Here is a 17,923-nt window from a genome sequence, read left to right as displayed (position 1 = left end):
TTAAGAATTCATGAGCATTGCAATGTTTTAATATTTTTTATAAGCCTCGCTACTCATTATACCAAAAAAAACAATTAATTCCTTTATTGAACCTTCCTAAATTTACAATCAATACCTATACTTATTACTACTACAAATCTTTTTTGAAGTAATAAATGTTATACTTTTAACGATGAACTCAACTAATACGATGAACATAAAATTGTTATTATAATGAAGTGCCTATCAACATACATAATATTTACATTTTATGAATTATAACCTTCTTGTACAATTGCTCACTATCAAGATACCTATAATACCCTATAAGCTATATTTCTCTTTTAACCCATTCAATTCTTCCTGTAAATCTTTATTAACAAAATATAGCTTTGGTACATTTGCACGCTCCTTAATTTTAGTTTTACTTAAAACCTCTCCTCCCTCAAGCAATTTCTTTATTACAAATTTAATTCTTCTTAACCGAAAAGCTTCAATATCCTCAGCCCGATCATTTAAATAGCCTAAAGTTATTGGCGTCTTTTCTTCATAACCTGAAAAACCCTTAAGACCCAACTCTTTTGCAACACGATTTTTTGTGACTCTTACGGGGGGCTCAAGACCATAAAGATCATCTGCAATTTTTTTAACCCTATTCAAATATTCTTGATCCTTCTCCAGCCAATTTACTTCCCTATAAACATTGTTGTGCTTGCGTTTAATATTTGGCTTATTCTTCATTAGCCAATCCCTATCATGCTTATATAACCAATTAATTAAATTTTGATTAACTTTTTTAAAATGAGAAATTAAGAAATCTGGGTGTTTTTCCTTTAACTTTAAATATTTTTTTCTATTTAGCTGCTTTAATTCTTCTTGCTTTTCCTCATAATGTACATCAAGTTTTAAACAATAGTATATTTTACCTACACTTACATCCAAACGTCTTGATATCTCAGGTACTGACAATTTCTTTACATACTTATATTCATACACCTTATTTATCCAAACATTTCCATATCGTTCGATTTTCCAATAATCTTTTTCATCTCCTATATGATCCGGCACTAATTTAGAATAGCTAAAGCCACATTCACATTCAAAGATACCTTTTATTTGACCTTTAAATTTTTTTATTTTCATATTTCTTATTACTGATTCACCATAATGTTCGGCTGCTTTATTTAAACAAATATATGGTCCTTCTCCAAAAGGAGTTATTAATTTCTTATTATGCTTAGGTAACTGCTTTACAGATTTCCCCAAAAAAATAATTAATAATAAATGTCGAATAGGGTGAAAAGAATTATAATAAGTTCTAATCATCTTAATGAGCCAACATCTATCGCTATCTTCTATTGTCGAATTCATAAGAACTAATAACTCTTCACCATAAAATTCAAGAAAGTCCCTATATAAAATGTATCTATTAATTAAACCATTATTATCTATATATCCTTTTTGCATTAACAAAGAACGATATATTTGATATAAATCTTCGAACTCATATTCTTCATTAGCAAGGAAAAAACTTTCTTGAGCTATCTGTTTAAGATGATTTTTAGTTTTATCAGAAAAATTCACACACTCTTTTGTTATTGGGCAATTTTCTATACTAGCCGCTTCTAAATATTGTGAATTTGTATACTTGCATACCACAGAACTATTTAACAAATAAGTTTCATGCTTCTCGCAAATGAAGACACCGGGTATTTGATGATTTAACCTCCAGTATGTTTCCCCATATCTTTCATAATCATTAACTATACAACTTGGACAGTATCTAAAGTATTGGTTTTCTAGTGTAGGATATACCCTTGATCCCATCAAACTTTTTATATTTACGTTCCCCCCGTTTAACATAATATCCCATACCTTTTTCTTTATTACTTTGCTAAAAAAATTAGTATAGTAGTAATACATCGTATTTCTTTTTATCCAATCATCTACAGTGGGATATAAAAATATATGTAGCTGCTTCGCTAGGCTGTTTAAAGAGGTCGGTAAATGCGGGCTAATTGTCCAGCTCTTTCCTGGAATCAACTCTTTTCTTCTTATATTCAACTTCTTACTTGGATTCCCTGTATGATTATAGTAACGCGCAAACACACTATAGATAAGCTCATTCTCATATAAATAAGGAAAATAAGCTAACAAATAATCTCCTCCTTATGACTAATACATTTTAGCCATTTTTTCTATGGATACGTGCCAATATTTCATCTTGTAAACTCTTATCAATATCAGCTCTTAATCCTACCATTCTTAAAACTTTCCAATAAGCTAAATCATCTTCTTTTTTTATAAGTTGTTCAAAGACCCATTCAATTCTGCGCTTTTGAAACTCAATAACTGATTCAGTAACTGAGTGTAATAACTTTCTTGTTAAAGGCAATTTATTGAGCTTTTTTTCTAATAGGGATGACTTCTTTATTTCCCTTCCTATCCTCCCGATCGTTAAGCGGATTGGTTTTTCTGCATTCATAAGAGATTTGATTGCTATATTTACTTCTTCTACAATATCCATATCTCTCTGTCCCCAATCTATTCTATTCTGCACCTTCACTCTTTTCTTTAGCTTAGGAGAATATTCCCTCAACCAATCTTTATCATTGCGATATAAACGCATATACAAGTTAGGATAAAGATTTCTCAATTCGGTTTTCGTCATATCAGAATTTTTATTCATTACACTTTTCCATTCATCCTTCCATTTATCTAACAAGTTGTTCTCTTGCATTTTCTTGCTATTAGATAACATATCCTTAGAGTACTTAATGACAGTCTTTACATCTACCTTTAGTCTTCTAGCACACTCACGATAACTTAAGTTTTGAATAAAAATATACTCATGCAATCTTTCTTTCCAATAATATCCGAATGATTTAATACGACTAATTTTCATTTTATCTTCTTCAAATTTATCGGGCCCTTTACGAGAATATATAAAACCACAAGTACAACCAAAAGTTCCTATGGGTCGTTTTGTTCTACTACATCTTGAAATTTTCACTTCCTTAATTACCGGTTGAAGATAATGTGGAGTAGCAGGATTTAAACATGGATATGGCCCTTCTCCAAAAGGCTTATAAGATTCTTGACTATAGTTACTAATACTGTCAACTGACTCTTCTAAAAAATAAATCAATAATATATGTCTAATTGGATGAAAAGACTTTCTGTGTTTCCTAGTAATAGCTTTTAACCAACAACTCTCATCAGATTTCAACATTGACTGCATACAATGCAGTATTTTCTCCCCAAAATATGAAATAAAATCCCGCGCTAATTTACCTTGTTTTACGTTGCCCTTAACTGAAGTATACCCCCTTTTTTGTAACAAATATCGATAGCCTTTCTGTAATTTATTCAAATTGTATAGATAGTCTGTGTTTACTAATTTTCGGCTTTGTTTAGCGATATAAATTAAATGTTCCATTTCTTGTTTAGACCAATCATGATCGTTATTGTTTATCGTTCTCTTCATATGGACTGTATCTAATGGTGCAACAAGGGTTGAACACCCTCTCCGAAATTGTCCAGAGCTCTCTTGAAGTAAACATCTATGCTTTAAGCAAACAAAAACACTTGGCAATTGTTGATAAACACGCCAATAAGTTTCTCCATATCCCTGTAAATCTTCTTGTAAACATTGTGCACAAAACCGAAAATATGGAGCTTCCTTTACTGTACTTGTTATATAACCAATTTGATAATGCACATTTACTCCCTGCTCATTACTTAATATTGCTTTTTTTACCTTATTACGAACCTCAGCATTCAAAAAATTTGTATAATAATGATAGAATGTATGCTGTTCCCAACAATCATTAATATTAAATTGATTAAAATATTTAAGCCTATTTTGTAAAACTTTTAAATCTGGTATTAAATCTGGCATAATATATGTTCGCGTATCACCATATAAATCCCTTAACGTATCTTTAAATTCCTTATTACACGAACGGTTATGATATCTAGTCAATGCGCCATACAATAATTCTTCTTCATATAAACTTGGAAAAAATGTCAACATAATCTCTCTTCCTCATAAAAAGATTCTTCTAATGGTTTTTTAATATAACCGTTATCATATAATGCTTCATAAGCCGATTGTTTGGTCTTCTTTCCTTTATTAATGAGAAGCTGTAACATATTCATATTCATATTCAATGCCTTATTATTTTTCTTTCTCTTGTCAGTTTCACGTTCATTAATATACTTCAAAGCTTCTTTCATTAGTTCTGCAATCGTTAAATTTGGAAGTTTATTCAGTACTCTTTTAGCTATCTTTTCTGCATGCTTTTCATTTACATCTAAATTAATAAGGGATAAAATTAACTTTTCTAACTTACTTGATTCATTTGCTTCACTATCTTTTTTAATTTTTTCCTTTTGAGCTTGAATCCTGGCTCTCATATCAATTACTGGTATTTTATTTAACATGTATTCTTTTATATCTAAGGCAATAATATCTTCATACTTTGCAATTTCTGACTCTACTCCAGATTTAAGTGCTTTCAACATTGGCTGAACAAGTTTCAAATCTTCTTTTACTACTTTTTTTATTAATTCTATTGAAATTTTCTCTGCACTTGTTTCAATTGCTCTCCCCTGTGCCAATATAAAAATCTTTATAGCTATATCAATAATTCCCTGACTCTCCTCATAAATTAGCTTAATCAATTCTTGATTAAGTTCGACATATTCTTTTGTCCACTGATAATCCCAAATACTTGTAAGTAACACTTCCCAATCTTCCGAGTTATCCATTTGTTGCCAAATCATATCTCCTTGTCCACTTCCACGACGTGCCTGCCTAAAATCCTTCTGTAAAATTGCTCTTGCTCTCATTGTCCCAATCATCATAACAGGTATACCAATTTCATTAATAAGTGTCACAAAGAAATTCATCATCTTTTCAGAGGCATCTCCCTTTGTTGATAAAAGGTGCTGTATCTCATCAATAATTACGGCTCCGACACAATGCAACCTTGCAATCTGCCCCATCCTTGTTACCATTGAGCTGACTGAAATATGTGACTTACCGTATTTATGTAAATAATTTGTTCCAATTAATGTATCTATCTTTTCAAAAAAATTTTGACATAAAGATTTTAATGATCCATCATGTGGACAGTTTAATTTTAGCCAGACAATTTGAATTGTATTAATGGGATATTGATGAACAATTAGCTGTGGATATAATGAAAGAACCCTCTCTATAGCTGTAGACTTTCCAACACCAGAAAATCCCATCAAAGTAAAACTAGAAGCTGTTGCTCTTATATCTGGTGATAAACCTAACTCTTCTTTTTTCACCAACTTTTGATGTAACTCATTTAAAGCTTGAATATGCTGTTTTTGTAATGGATTCCGATTAACATATCCATAACGTAAAAAACGAGAAAACCTTCTCTCTAAATCTAACGTTTGTCCAATTGGCTGAAAAAAACGGGTTAATCGTAACAGGGCGTGGTAACGATGATGCTCAGATAAGTTTTTTTCTTTTTCATGATACTCCGGAAAAAAACTAAGTTGATCAAATGCTTCTTCATAGGAGAGTATAGGGGGTAGTGCTTCAATTAAAGGATTTCCTTGATATTCAACTAACTGTTGTTCTTTATAACTAGCAAGTAAGGCGTATGTCCCATTTTCTAATTGAACCATGTCGGGGTTCTTACTCATTTTTTCCCTCCTCTACGCTTATTAAACAAATCTTTAACTGAATGACGATCATATATATTTTTTTGATTTTCATTTACCGAAATTACATTTTGTGGAACACCATTTTTCATACCGTCTAATTTAAACGCTTCTTCCCTTCTTCTCATTTCTTTTTCAAATTTGGTATGTTCTTTTATTTTCTCTATGTTTTTTGATTCGCTAAAATTTACCGTTTGTTTCTCATCTGCTTCTTTGATTGCTTCATTGACAATAGACTCTATACTATCAAAAAGATTAATGTCATTTTGTAACAAAACATGCTCTTCTTCCTTGAATTTTTCACTTTCTACTTTATGCAGCTGTTCCACTTCCTCAATTGATTTATCTTTATATCTTTCTTGGTGTTCTAGTAAATTGCATGTTTCAAATATTTTTTCATCCTTTGTATGAATATAAATCTGATTCATATCACGAGGATCAAAAGAAATATCTACCTTCCAACTTTTCTTTGTTCTAGCAATAGCAAACCATGAATTTTGCAATGCTGTTTCACAACTATATAGCATTTTTTGAAATCGAATTCCCTTTGCCGTTACCGTAGCACTCCCTCTAGGCATTAAATAAAACTTCATGATATCAGGTTGTACAATTCGTAACTTTCCAGCACGATTTTTAATACCCCATTTCCATAATTCGATAGGAGTTGGTTTCACATTATCCATTATCATATCCGAATCTCGTATATAGTCTTTCATATAGAAATTCTTGTTGTAATGTAAAATAAAACGAATGATAATTTTTGTATATTGCTCTATATTTAATTTCGCTTGTAAGCGTGGATCTTTAGCCCCTCTCTTCCCCCAATCTTTTGCTACATAACCAGGTAAAAAAGGACGTATTTTTTCTTGTGATATATCAAACAATTTCTCCACAATCCCTTTCCAATCTGGACGATAGGCTGGATTGTTCTCAACTGTAACATTAAGACCTTGTATTAAGTGATTAACATTAAATCCTTCTAATTCTCCTCGATCTCCTAAAATAACTTCAGGTAAATGAGCTGCTGGCCAACAATCTTCTGTAATATGAACACCATATTTCTCACAAAACACTTTCTTATTTGTGGTTGCATTAAGAAGAGCCATCATCATACCCAGCCAAGATGGACTTTCTAATCCTACATAAAATCCTGCTATTAAATGAGTATATACATCTGTAACATAATAAACCGTCGGCCTCTCTAAAACCCAATCTGAATTATACCTAGATACTATATATACATTAGCCTTTGTAGCATCAATTTGATATCTAGAACCTGGACCAAATACTTCAAAGGATGAAGAACCTAAAATTGCCCTATGATCTCGCTCGAATTTTTTCCTTCCATACTTTGATGAAATAATTTCTTCTGTCCCATATCTCTTATTAAACCAATAACGAAATTGCCGAAGTGTAGGAATATTATTTTCATCCTCGATAATAGTGTAATTTATTCCATCCTCATAGTAAGTATCCACTTGAAAGGATTTCCTAATCATCATCTTATAAGTATGTGTTAACGTATTATCCGGATTTACAAAATAATAATTTTGAACAGCCTTTTCAAACAGTTGTTGAATTTCTGGCGTCACATTTATACCCGCACTATTTCTCATTCGTGGTCTACCAGTCTTATTCTCCCCCCAATTTTTTTCAACTCCCTTATTGCCACAATTTTTATAATCAGGGATTAATGCATCCTTCACTTTTCCACGTTGCCAATATCTCTTTAAATACTTATAAATTGTCTTATTAGAGACATCTTGTTGGTCTATTATTCCCTTAATTAATTCCCCCCTTTCTTTCCTCTTATAAATTTCCGGTTCTCTCTTAACTAATTCCTTAATCTTATTCCATGCTTTATCTCTAATCAAAATCTCCTTTTCACTCAACTCTTCACAGGCTATAACTGAAATAAGGTTAGGTGCTACTACTTTTGAAAATCTACCACTCACGAAACCATCAAAGAGATTTTTCATACTCTCTCCAAAAGGCAGAGCATTGTCATGATATATATCAATTAAATATGCGATTACATTTCCATCATCAATCCAAAGTACCCTATATACCTTTGAACTATCTACATCCTGAAATACTTCATTTACTGATAGCATAATCACAGACCTCATACTCCCCTTTTGCAAAAACTAAATTCTTAATATTCAGATTTCTTAGATTAACCCTTTTTGTTAATATATCTATAAATATATATTTTCTAGCTACTAAATGCTTAAAATAAACCATAGCTTGTCCCTGATCCAAGTTATACTGATTATCAAATTGATTAAGAGCATCAATTAGGGGGGTATTAGACGAAGTGTTCATAAGAGATTTAAGAAGAAGCTTAATAAAGCTCACATCCCTTATATCCTCTACATAATAAGACTTATGAAGCCAAAAAATATTATCTGCCATTTCTGCAGGAATATCCTTTTCCGTTACAATACCCCAATCAATATTTTTCCTTTTCCAATATTCCCTTTCAATCTCAAACTTTTCAATTACCCTCTTATCTTCTAATTCCTTACTTGATTTTACGGTTCTAGCTATATATTTAATTTCTTTCTCCTTATGAATCGTCAATAAAAAATCTGTAGTCATTACAATTAGTGTTTTATTCTTTGGATCAATAGGATGTGATATACCTTTTTCTACAGCAATTTGATATGTAAGCTCCCGATCTAAAGGGAATTGTTCTCTGATATCAATAATATTATCTGCCCATTCCAAGATAAAAAAATAATCCCTTTCTAAATTAGAAAGAAATTCATGTTGTCTGTTTGTTTTCCAACCTTTAGGACGAGTTTCATTGCCATTAGAAGATAGATTTTGTATCGTTAACCAAGGTTTATAATCACCTACTTCCCCATGTCCCCTACCTTCTTTTATGTATTTTTCTATTCTTTTTTCTGTCCATTCATTTTTTCGTTTGGCCATCTCTACCCTCCTTAAAAATTTCATCATTTCTAGTATGGAATATTTTTATGTGCATAATACATAGAATCCTTCTAAAATACTATTTATCTCATTTGGTATTTCTGCTTCAAACTATTCAATGCTTTTTTAGAACCAATAACGAAACAAAAAAGCTGTATTATTCTCTATATTTTTCTACTGTACCTATAACCAAACATTTGTTGTACTTTCATTCTTCTTTATAAAACTCTAAAAACCTTATAATTTTATAAAGTATATAACTTTATATCTAAGATCTCCTTAAATTCTATATATTCCTCCATCATGTCACTTAAATACTCAATACCTTTACACTTTAAGAAACCACTATTATATTCTAACTTTACTACTTGTTTTCTTTGATCCCAATCAGTTATTTTAATCAATTGACTATCCATTAAATTATAAAGATACACATTTCCTCCATCACTGAAAGTGCCAAAACCAATAATAAGTGCAAGATATGAGTTATCTACCCATATTGCCCCTTTCGGCATATATGCTCCATCTATATCACCTATTAATTGAATATTATCACCATTCCTTAAATCAAAGAGATACAATTTGGTGATACTTTCCCATTCGCAAGGTGATAAATATATGGCTTTTAATCCCCCTGGTGAAATAGTTGGTTTTGAGGAAATGCTATCATTTAGTAACTTTTTTTCACCATACTCTGTAATTAATTCTATACGGTTATCTGAACGCCTATATTTTAATTGATACATACCTTCCTCCCGCTCTCCCTCAAAACTAAATCTAACATCTTAATTTTACAAAATAAGTTTTGGAAATCTGCCACTATCTTGTTATTTTATTCATCTATATTTAATCAATAACCACCTCCTTTATATCAGATAACCGGTGTATTTTTATAGTAATTCACAATATATTTGTAAGTATTATCTACAAATCCATTGTATCATGATACAACACCGTAGACTATAGTCTACAAAGAAAGGATGTTATTATGTATTTTAGTAAATTACCTATAGGATTCTTCGATTTAAATACAGATACAGAAACACTTCACTCCCTTTTATATGAACATTTTAATAAAACAATAAAAAAAGGTACCGAAATACAATTTCAAGATTATGAAAACCAAAGTTATTTTTTTGTACCTTCACCTGTCTTCACAGAAGAACTGATGGGTAATATAAGTGGCATTGATTTAATTATCTATGCGTATTTATGCAAAGATGCATACCTCAATAAAACAGGAAAAGTTAAAGTAGATATCCCTACTATCTCAAAAGAAACTGCTATTAAGAAAACTGTAATTCGAAACTCTATTAATAGCTTGAATCGAGTGGATTTAATTGTTAAAGACTCTAAAGATACATACTATGTTATAGAAGAATTATTTTACTACTTCACAGATAATGAATTTAAAGAATTTGTTGAAGTAGTTAACAACTCAATACCTTACTAAAAAACGGCTATAATTTAGTAATAGGAGTCACCATATCAAAAAAAGAAAATTGTACGTTTAGACTATATTTCTTATTAGATGTATTTTTTATAAAGAAAAGGCACCCTTTCGGGTGCCTTCCACTATGAGTCATGTTATTTTTAATAATATAGGCTCGAATTTATTGAGTTAATATTTTTATACATTTTGATAGTAGTTACAATAAAATGTATTTAGTTTTAAAACAGCTTGTAATACTTCTTCCGGATCATTTTTTTCAAGCATCTGTGTAATTGATAAATAATACAACTTGTCATTTAATTGGTTTGATTCTATGGTCATTCTTAATCCTTTAAGTTCGTTTAACATTAAATGATATCTTTTCGCATCGTCGGGATTACTAGGAATGTTTTGTTTTATAATACGCTCACAATCTAGAGCTAAACTTATAAATTCATGATGATTTGTCATGTTATCCTCCTAATAATTTTTTATTGTAACCAACTGTTATCTATCTTATTAATCCAGTATTGCATAGCTCCGCCTTCTCTATATTCTTGAATTATACTTGTCCCTTTAAGATATTGAGTTTGAGCAGCTGTAAATCCTTTAAGTATTCTTGTCCCTTTAGGTACCTTGATTTTATATTGTATATTAAGCGGATTTCCCCAAGCTTCTAATACGGCTAACTCATTTCTAGTTTCTTCAATATTTCTTTCTTTATCTCCCCACCAATAACCCAGACCGTATTTAGATCCCAGTTCACCAGCCTTGCTTCTTCTATATAAAGTAAGTAACTGATCAGTCTCTATAATTTCTATTTTTAATTCCTTAAATGCTAATACATCAGAATTTGTTTCTTTAAAATCAAAATTAGAAAATCCTGAAGAACGTATTACCTCTCTCTTTAAACTTGCTCGTTCCATTATACTCAGATTTAAATTATCTATTTTATCTAGGGCCTGGTTCATTTCTTTAACTGACCAATTATTCAAATCACTATTTCTAATATAACTGATTTTTTCTCCTAGGCTAGTATTATCATTAAAAACACTAGACATTTGCTCAATATTGCTTAAATTGATGTTTTTTTCCTTTGCATATGTAACAGATAAAGGAAAAGAACTCATTAATAAAATCAACATGATTACAATAGAAAAACACTTTTTCATACTTAATTATATCCCCTTATATGATTTTATTTCTAACTATTTCAATTAGAAATAAAATCTAATTTTCTTAAAATAAATTTCCATACTGGTTCTTCTCCTGTAATGACAGAAGCTCTACCAACCATTCCTATATGTAGTTCTTGTAAATCTTTTGTATCAATTGTGGCTTCTAGTTCATACATATACCCCTTCGTATTTTTATCAAAAGTAGGATATGCTGATACATATGTTATTTGTCCCATTTGTTTATCCGTTTTCTGTAACTTAAACGAATATTGTACTTTATCTCCTTTTTTTATTCCTTTTATATCTTGAGCTGGTAATAAGATTCTTACTTTTTTTTGGTCTTCTTTTGGGATAATCGAAACAATTTCTTGGCCGGGATTAATTAAATCCCCTTGTTGTAAGATGGCAGGAAATTGTACAATCCCGTCTTTTTCTGCTTTTATAATTGTCGTTTCATTTTGATGACGCAGTCCATCTAACTCTTGCTTTTTAATAAATAGTTCCTGTTCTAGGGATTGAATACGTTGATTCACTGAAATCATAGATTCTTCTTTATATTGTTTTAAAGCATCTTTCTTTTGTACTTGCTTTCCTTCTTTAGTAACATCCACTTTTGTTCTTTCATGTTCTAAAGTTTCTTTTCGTTGTTGAATACGCTTTTCCACACTATTTTTTTTGGATTCTAAATTTCCTTTTTTATCATCCATTACTTGTTTTTGTTCTTCTAATATATTTTCTTTTGTCTTTTGTTTTTCAATTATGTCTATTTCTCTTTGGATATTTTCGTTTTCTGCAATTAATCCTTGTAAAACTTCATCTTGTTCGCTTGAAATTTTACTATTTTCTATTGTTTTTATTTCATTGTCTTTTTCATTTTGTATAGATTGATATCTTTGATCATAAGCCTGATATTCTTCTCTTATTTTTTTATCCACATCATCAAGAAAAGAAGATTTATGGGACTGGATACTCTCTTTCAACTGTTCTAACATCCCTTTTTGTTTTTCTAAATGTTCCACAATTTGATTCATCTGACTTTGTTTATCTGTTAATTCCTGATTTTTTAATTGAATTAAAATATTTCCTTTTTTCACTTCATCACCAGGCTTAACAGCAACCGTATCAACCACACCTACAATTTGAGTACGAGACACACTTACATCTGATTTTCCTTGTATCATTGCTGTTCCCTTACTTACAATATCTATCTTACTGACATAAGCCCAGATTAAGAAAACAAATAAGCTCATCAAAAGAAAAACAATTAATCCAGCAATAAAACGAGGTGGTTTTCGTTCTAATAATTCCTTACTATCAATTAATTGATCAAACGAATAAAGCTTACTCATCTTGGACACCTCGCATTGCATAAGATTGAGATTCTATGTGTTCTATATGAACAGTTTGATTCTTCCACAAACGGTAATACTCTCCTTTATGGAATAATAATTCTTCATGAGCGCCTTGCTCTTTAATATTTCCTTGTTCCATCACGAAAATTTGATTTGCATGCTGGATTGTACTTAATCGATGCGCAATCATAATTACAGTAACTCCTTGTAACCCCAACTTCTTTAACATATCCGTAATATGTTTTTCAGTTGTAGAATCTAAATTACTTGTCGCTTCATCTAAAATTAAGATATCTGGTTGTTTTAATAACGCTCTTGCAATTGCCAAACGTTGTCTTTGTCCACCAGATAAATTAGACGCATTTTCTTCTAAGAGAGTTTCATAACGTAACGGTAATTCACTGATAAACTCATGTATACAAGCTTGCTTACATACGTGTATAACCTCCTCTAAAGTAACTGGTCGTGCTAAACCAAAACACAAATTCTCATAAATAGAAGCACTAAAGAAGAATGACTCTTGAGAGACATATGCAATTCGATCACGCAATGCAGTACGGCTTATCTCTTTGATATGATAATCATCATAATATATATTTCCTTGTTGGGATTCATAATAATGCATTAATAGTTTTGAAATGGTTGTTTTACCTGATCCACTCTCTCCTACAAATGCTACTTGACTACCTGATTCAATTGAAAAACTTATGTTATTTAGTACATTTTTACGTGTTCCATAACGAAATGTAACATTTGAACATTGGATTTTGCCTGATAATTTTTTAGGAGATACTTTATTATCCTCTTTTTCACTTTTTTCTTGATCTAAATCAAAAATTTCATTTAATCGTTCTCCAGCGACTAGTGCAGATTGCATGGTAGGCTGAATACCAATCAAATTTTCAATTGGATTTAAAAAATATACTAAAAGTGCATTATATGTAATTAACTCACCTATCGTCATATTTCCTTTTAATACTTGCATGGAACCAACCCAAAGGATGATAGTTCCACCAATTAATTCAAGTCCCATTTTAATAGAACCTTGTAAATTGGATAGCATTCCTCTTTTAAATACATGCCTTAATAGATTAATAAAACGACTTTCAGTTTGAAAAAACACTTCTTTTTCTGCGTTATAAGATTTTACAGTTGCAATTCCATTTAAAGATTCCACTAAATAGGAATTTAATTTCGCATTACTTTCCATTTCTTTGCGATTAATGGATTGATACGGCTTATGGAAGGCAAAAATAATACCAATATAGAACGGTATTAATAATAAAGTCACACCAAATAAAATGGGACTATGGATATATAACAAAACAGCTCCTATTGTAACCATTAATGTATCAATCATTAAAGTAACTGTTATGGTTGACAAAGCATCTCGTATTTTACTTGCGTCCATAAATCGAGAAATAATTTCGCCCACTTTTCTTGTTTCAAAGAAATTCATTGGTAATCCTACAACATGACGATAGTACCCAAGCATTAAATGAATATCTATTCTTCTACTTAAATATAGGATTAAATGAGTGCGAAAATAAGAAAGAAGTATCTTAAATATATACAATATAATAATTCCAATTGATACAATATGAAGTGTCTGTATCAATTGATTTGCCACGATATCATCAATTAAAAATTTAAAATAAAATGCTCCCAATAACCCAAATAAATTAAAGAAAATAGAAGCAAAAAACAATGGTATTAATAAATTTTTTTGTTGTTTTAATAATAAGAGAAATCGTGAAAATGTTCCCTTTGATTCTTTTCCTTTTTGAAAATTTTGTCCAGGAGACATTAATACAAGAATACCTGTCCACATTTGGCAGAATTCTTCTAACAAGTACGTAACCAATCCCTTTTCTGGATCAGCAATATAAATTTTATTATCTTTAACCTTATGAATTACTACATAGTGTAACAAACCACCATTGACTACAACATGAGCAATTGAAGGTAATGGAATTTCTTTTAAATCTTCGGGTTTTGTTGCTTTTACAGCTTTTACTTCAAACCCTAGTTTTTCACCAGCCTCCATCAAACCTTTAATATTTGTTCCCGCTAAATCTGTACCAGCCACTTCTCTAATCTTTGAAATAGAAGTAGTAAACCCATAATGGCGAGAAATCATCGCTAGACATGCTGGACCACAATCTTTTAAATCCTGTTGCCTAATACAAAAAAACTCTTTTTTGAACAAAATCGTAGCCTCATTTCCTTAATATTTAAATATGACAAGTTAAATATTATATCTAAATATAATAAAAAAATAGATAATATGTAATTTTGCATATTATCTATCATTCCTGGAAATAAGTGTTATTATAAAAAACATGATTGTTATATCGCGATTAAACAATAGTAATAATAACATTTTTATAATATTAACTAATTAATTACGTGTAATAATCAAAAATATAATAATAAGGGGTATGAATCATTATGAAATTAGAATTACTTACAGAAAAAGAACTTTTAGAAATTTCAGCTGGTGGAGCTGGTAAATGTGTAGCAGGTATCGCTTCTGGCGCAGTCGGTGGATTCCTAACAGGAGCTAGCTACACTTGGGAATTTGGTCCTGCTGTAATTTACGGTAGCGGCGTAGGTGCTTTAGCTGGCGGCGTTGCTGGCGGAATTGCTGGTTGCTAATAAAAAATAAAAGGAGAATCATATTATGAACTTAGAGACACTTACAGAAAAAGAACTTTTAGAAATTTCAGCTGGTGGAGCTGGTAAATGTGTAGCAGGCATCGCTTCTGGCGCAGCATTAGGATTCCTGAATGGTGCTAGCTACACTTGGGAATTCGGCCCTGCTGTAATTTATGGCGGCGGCGTAGGCGCTTTAGCTGGTGGCGTTGCTGGCGGAATTGGTAGTTGCTAATAAAAGATAAAAGGAGAATCATATTATGAACTTAGAGACACTTACAGAAAAAGAACTTTTAGAAATTTCAGCTGGTGGAGCTGGTAAATGTGTAGCAGGCATCGCTTCTGGCGCAGTTAGTGGATTCCTAACAGGAGCTGGATACACTTGGGAATTCGGTCCTGCTGTAATTTATGGCAGCGGCGTAGGCGCTTTAGCTGGCGGCATTGCTGGCGGCATTGGCGGTTGCTAATAAATTATATATCTAATAATGATTAGAATGAAAAAAGCGATTAAATTGGGTTTTTAATTTAATCGCTTTTAATTTATATAGGCTAGAACTAGCAATTGTAATATGTATAAAATTTCTTACTTTCTAACAGTATGCTTAAAATATATGTTATCCAATTTTAGAATTTACAGAAAGAAAGGTTTAATTCTATAGATCGTATTTCACTTATATTCTAATTTCAACTAATATAACTTTTTTAAATTAAATAATGAAATTACATACATGCTAGAACCAAAGAATAAGCCTGCACAAACCCATATAATAATATCAGAGAAAGAAACTGATATTTTCCCTGAGCTTAAATAAGGAAAAACATAGCACATTAATATAAACATTTCAAAGGTCCAAAGTAAACCAGCTCTAATACTAGATTTTTTAATCTGTTTTTTCTTTTTAAAAAATTCTTCTTTTGTAGAGCATTCTATATCATTCAATCTTTTCTTTTTTAATTTCCACATTAGATAGTTAGCGTAAAGCATATTGACCACAAAGGTAATTATAGTTCCTATAGATAAGGTGTGATTAATAGTATCAACTACTAGCATAATAAACATAGCTAGTATATTTGCATACCATAACATTAACCCTGCAATAGCAAACTCTTTGTTTATTTCTTGTATTTGATATTCATCTCTTTCGCTTACCTTGTTTATAAATCTCAAGTACATTTTTTCTAAGATATTTTTCATTATTACAACTCCTCCCAAAATAAATCATTTAAAGTAACTCCAAGGGTTTGACAAATCTTAATACAAAGATTTAAAGATGGATTATATGCGCCTTGTTCAATTAAACCTATTGTTTGCCTGCTAACATTTGTCAATTTTGCTAATTCTCCTTGTGTCATACCTTTTTCAAGTCGAATCCGCTTAACTTTGGTAAGCATCTAAAAACCCTCCTATACTATAGTTTACTTTTGTTATTTATATATTACATTTGTTTTTTATATACGTCAAGTTTCATATATATTTATGAGATCCCAGTATGAATTTCGACATGAAATAAGCCGAATCACGAATACATAAATCTCCTGGTCGTAAAGTATTTAAGCACTTCGTGCCAAATATTTTGTCGTTATTTTTTTCTGGTCCAACTTGAAAGTTAAGAAATTTTCTACTGTGCAGATCATATCCTAATTGAATTTTGATTTCGGCTGTTTGAGCACAGCCTCCAGAGCCTGGATATACATCCTCTAAAGCATTCGGCACCTGAAATACAGTAGCATCTAAGATACGTATTCGTTGAAAATAAGAGAAGAGAAGGTTAGAGATTTGTGTTTGTTCACATACTTTTTGTTGTAACAGTAAAGAGAAAATATGTTGTGAAAACAAAACTGCTTTAGCATTTAAACATTTATTTAAGCCCTCAGGGCTGAGTAAAGTGCAAGTGGCTGCATGAAGCTTACTACATAATCATACTAAGGGATCCACCTGCTACTCGTTGACTGATTCAAATACAAATCGGGGCTAAGTCTGAGCCAGAAAACTTACGTTTTCGCTTTATAAATCCCATTTCTCTTGCAAGTTCTTCTAAAAATACAGGTGTCACATATCGTTGTAATTCCTTTGCAAATGGTTGTAGTTCATCTTGAATCGAGGGGTTCATCAAAAAACGTCATTCTTTCTAAACAAGCTAGATTAGAAAGAATGACGTTTTTGAGTAATTAGGGGGTATTAAAATCTCTTAAATTGATGGACATGTATGGTGAGGCCTAATAACTACATTATGGCCGTTTTCTTTATACTTCCTCCTAAACATTGGCTGTATATTACAAGTAAATGCAGACTATAGTCTGTAGTTAAAAGAAGATTACTCTCTCAAAATTATCTTATAAATATAAGGAGAGTGATTTCTTGAAAATCGAAGAAGCCTTTGGAATTACCCTACAAAAATACCGGCATATCACTAATATAAGTCAAGAACAGCTCGCACTTAACTCTAGTTTAGATAGAACATATATTAGTCTTCTTGAACGTGGTAAAAGAAAACCCACAATCAATACTATATTTGCATTAGCTGAAACTCTTGATGTCAAACCCTCCCTGTTAATTCAAGAAGTAGAATTTTTAGTCTCAAAGTCCAAAGAGTAATACCACCTTATTAATATTAATATTAAATAACTATAGAAAATACAAACTTTAAGCAATTATTTTAGATTGAGTAACAAGCAAAAGAAAT

Annotated in this window: 17 protein-coding genes and 1 pseudogene; 5 read left to right on the top strand and 13 right to left on the bottom strand. The window is 30.9% G+C overall.

What is annotated here, in order from left to right; translation table 11 throughout:
• Positions 1-303: 303 nt before the first annotated feature.
• The 6 genes from MHB52_RS01070 to MHB52_RS01045 form a co-directional block, all read right to left on the bottom strand.
• The gene (locus tag MHB52_RS01070; protein WP_061663584.1) at positions 304-2,136 is read right to left on the bottom strand and encodes a TnsD family Tn7-like transposition protein; all 1,833 of its coding nucleotides are present in this window, start codon (positions 2,134-2,136) and stop codon (positions 304-306) included.
• Between the two features lie 28 nt (positions 2,137-2,164).
• Positions 2,165-4,015: a TnsD family Tn7-like transposition protein gene (locus MHB52_RS01065; RefSeq protein WP_061663583.1), complete on the bottom strand. Its 1,851-nt coding sequence runs from the start codon at positions 4,013-4,015 to the stop codon at positions 2,165-2,167.
• Positions 4,009-5,667, bottom strand: coding sequence for an AAA family ATPase (locus tag MHB52_RS01060; protein WP_061663582.1), 1,659 nt, complete (start codon positions 5,665-5,667; stop codon positions 4,009-4,011). The genes MHB52_RS01065 and MHB52_RS01060 overlap by 7 nt, the downstream gene beginning before the upstream one ends.
• Positions 5,664-7,814: a Mu transposase C-terminal domain-containing protein gene (locus MHB52_RS01055; protein WP_061663581.1), complete on the bottom strand. Its 2,151-nt coding sequence runs from the start codon at positions 7,812-7,814 to the stop codon at positions 5,664-5,666. Before MHB52_RS01055 ends, MHB52_RS01060 begins: the two co-directional genes overlap by 4 nt.
• Positions 7,783-8,622: a heteromeric transposase endonuclease subunit TnsA gene (locus tag MHB52_RS01050; RefSeq protein ID WP_061663580.1), complete on the bottom strand. Its 840-nt coding sequence runs from the start codon at positions 8,620-8,622 to the stop codon at positions 7,783-7,785. The genes MHB52_RS01055 and MHB52_RS01050 overlap by 32 nt, the downstream gene beginning before the upstream one ends.
• Before the next feature lie 245 nt (positions 8,623-8,867).
• Entirely contained in the window at positions 8,868-9,368 is a 501-nt protein-coding gene (locus tag MHB52_RS01045; protein ID WP_061663579.1) for a DUF4652 domain-containing protein, read from the bottom strand.
• A gap of 242 nt (positions 9,369-9,610) precedes the next feature.
• Here MHB52_RS01045 and MHB52_RS01040 point away from each other — a divergent pair, with 242 nt between their 5' ends.
• Entirely contained in the window at positions 9,611-10,075 is a 465-nt protein-coding gene (locus MHB52_RS01040) for a hypothetical protein (protein ID WP_061663578.1), read from the top strand.
• A 177-nt stretch (positions 10,076-10,252) separates the two neighbouring features.
• On the opposite strand, the gene MHB52_RS01035 is transcribed toward MHB52_RS01040, so the two are convergent.
• The 4 genes from MHB52_RS01035 to MHB52_RS01020 are packed head-to-tail and all read right to left on the bottom strand — an operon-like array spanning position 10,253 to position 14,793.
• Positions 10,253-10,525 carry a hypothetical protein gene (locus MHB52_RS01035; RefSeq protein ID WP_061663577.1) on the bottom strand — a complete coding sequence of 91 codons (273 nt, stop codon included), beginning with the start codon at positions 10,523-10,525 and terminating at the stop codon, positions 10,253-10,255.
• Positions 10,526-10,545: 20 nt separating this feature from the next.
• The gene (locus MHB52_RS01030; protein ID WP_061663576.1) at positions 10,546-11,226 is read right to left on the bottom strand and encodes a hypothetical protein; all 681 of its coding nucleotides are present in this window, start codon (positions 11,224-11,226) and stop codon (positions 10,546-10,548) included.
• Positions 11,227-11,267: 41 nt separating this feature from the next.
• Entirely contained in the window at positions 11,268-12,581 is a 1,314-nt protein-coding gene (locus MHB52_RS01025; protein ID WP_061663575.1) for an HlyD family efflux transporter periplasmic adaptor subunit, read from the bottom strand.
• Positions 12,574-14,793, bottom strand: a complete 2,220-nt coding sequence (locus tag MHB52_RS01020; RefSeq protein WP_061663574.1) for a peptidase domain-containing ABC transporter — start codon at positions 14,791-14,793, stop codon at positions 12,574-12,576. The genes MHB52_RS01025 and MHB52_RS01020 overlap by 8 nt, the downstream gene beginning before the upstream one ends.
• A gap of 242 nt (positions 14,794-15,035) precedes the next feature.
• Between MHB52_RS01020 and MHB52_RS01015 the strand changes: the two genes are divergently transcribed.
• From MHB52_RS01015 to MHB52_RS01005, 3 genes are read left to right on the top strand one after another with little or no spacing between them, the layout of a single operon-like run.
• On the top strand, positions 15,036-15,242 hold the full coding sequence (locus MHB52_RS01015) for a Blp family class II bacteriocin (protein ID WP_000764228.1): 207 nt from the start codon (positions 15,036-15,038) through the stop codon (positions 15,240-15,242).
• A 25-nt stretch (positions 15,243-15,267) separates the two neighbouring features.
• Positions 15,268-15,474 carry a Blp family class II bacteriocin gene (locus MHB52_RS01010; RefSeq protein ID WP_001047700.1) on the top strand — a complete coding sequence of 69 codons (207 nt, stop codon included), beginning with the start codon at positions 15,268-15,270 and terminating at the stop codon, positions 15,472-15,474.
• Positions 15,475-15,499: 25 nt separating this feature from the next.
• Positions 15,500-15,706: a Blp family class II bacteriocin gene (locus MHB52_RS01005; protein WP_001047701.1), complete on the top strand. Its 207-nt coding sequence runs from the start codon at positions 15,500-15,502 to the stop codon at positions 15,704-15,706.
• 221 nt (positions 15,707-15,927) lie between these two features.
• Here the strand turns inward: MHB52_RS01005 and MHB52_RS01000 are convergent, their stop codons facing one another.
• From MHB52_RS01000 to MHB52_RS00990, 3 genes and pseudogenes are all read right to left on the bottom strand, one after another.
• A complete protein-coding gene (locus tag MHB52_RS01000; RefSeq protein WP_080451740.1) occupies positions 15,928-16,434 on the bottom strand; it encodes a DUF3278 domain-containing protein in 507 nt (168 codons plus the stop codon).
• A gap of 2 nt (positions 16,435-16,436) precedes the next feature.
• Positions 16,437-16,631: a helix-turn-helix transcriptional regulator gene (locus MHB52_RS00995; protein WP_000956454.1), complete on the bottom strand. Its 195-nt coding sequence runs from the start codon at positions 16,629-16,631 to the stop codon at positions 16,437-16,439.
• 112 nt (positions 16,632-16,743) lie between these two features.
• Positions 16,744-17,350, bottom strand: a pseudogene (locus MHB52_RS00990) (IS4 family transposase); the annotation flags it as partial.
• Between the two features lie 248 nt (positions 17,351-17,598).
• Here MHB52_RS00990 and MHB52_RS00985 point away from each other — a divergent pair.
• A complete protein-coding gene (locus MHB52_RS00985) occupies positions 17,599-17,835 on the top strand; it encodes a helix-turn-helix domain-containing protein (RefSeq protein WP_000687419.1) in 237 nt (78 codons plus the stop codon).
• Positions 17,836-17,923: the final 88 nt, after the last annotated feature.

It is taken from the genome of Bacillus sp. FSL K6-0073, from assembly GCF_038006085.1.
Taxonomy (GTDB): Bacteria; Bacillota; Bacilli; order Bacillales; family Bacillaceae_G; genus Bacillus_A; species Bacillus_A cereus.
This window is presented reverse-complemented; position numbering and strand designations above follow the sequence as displayed.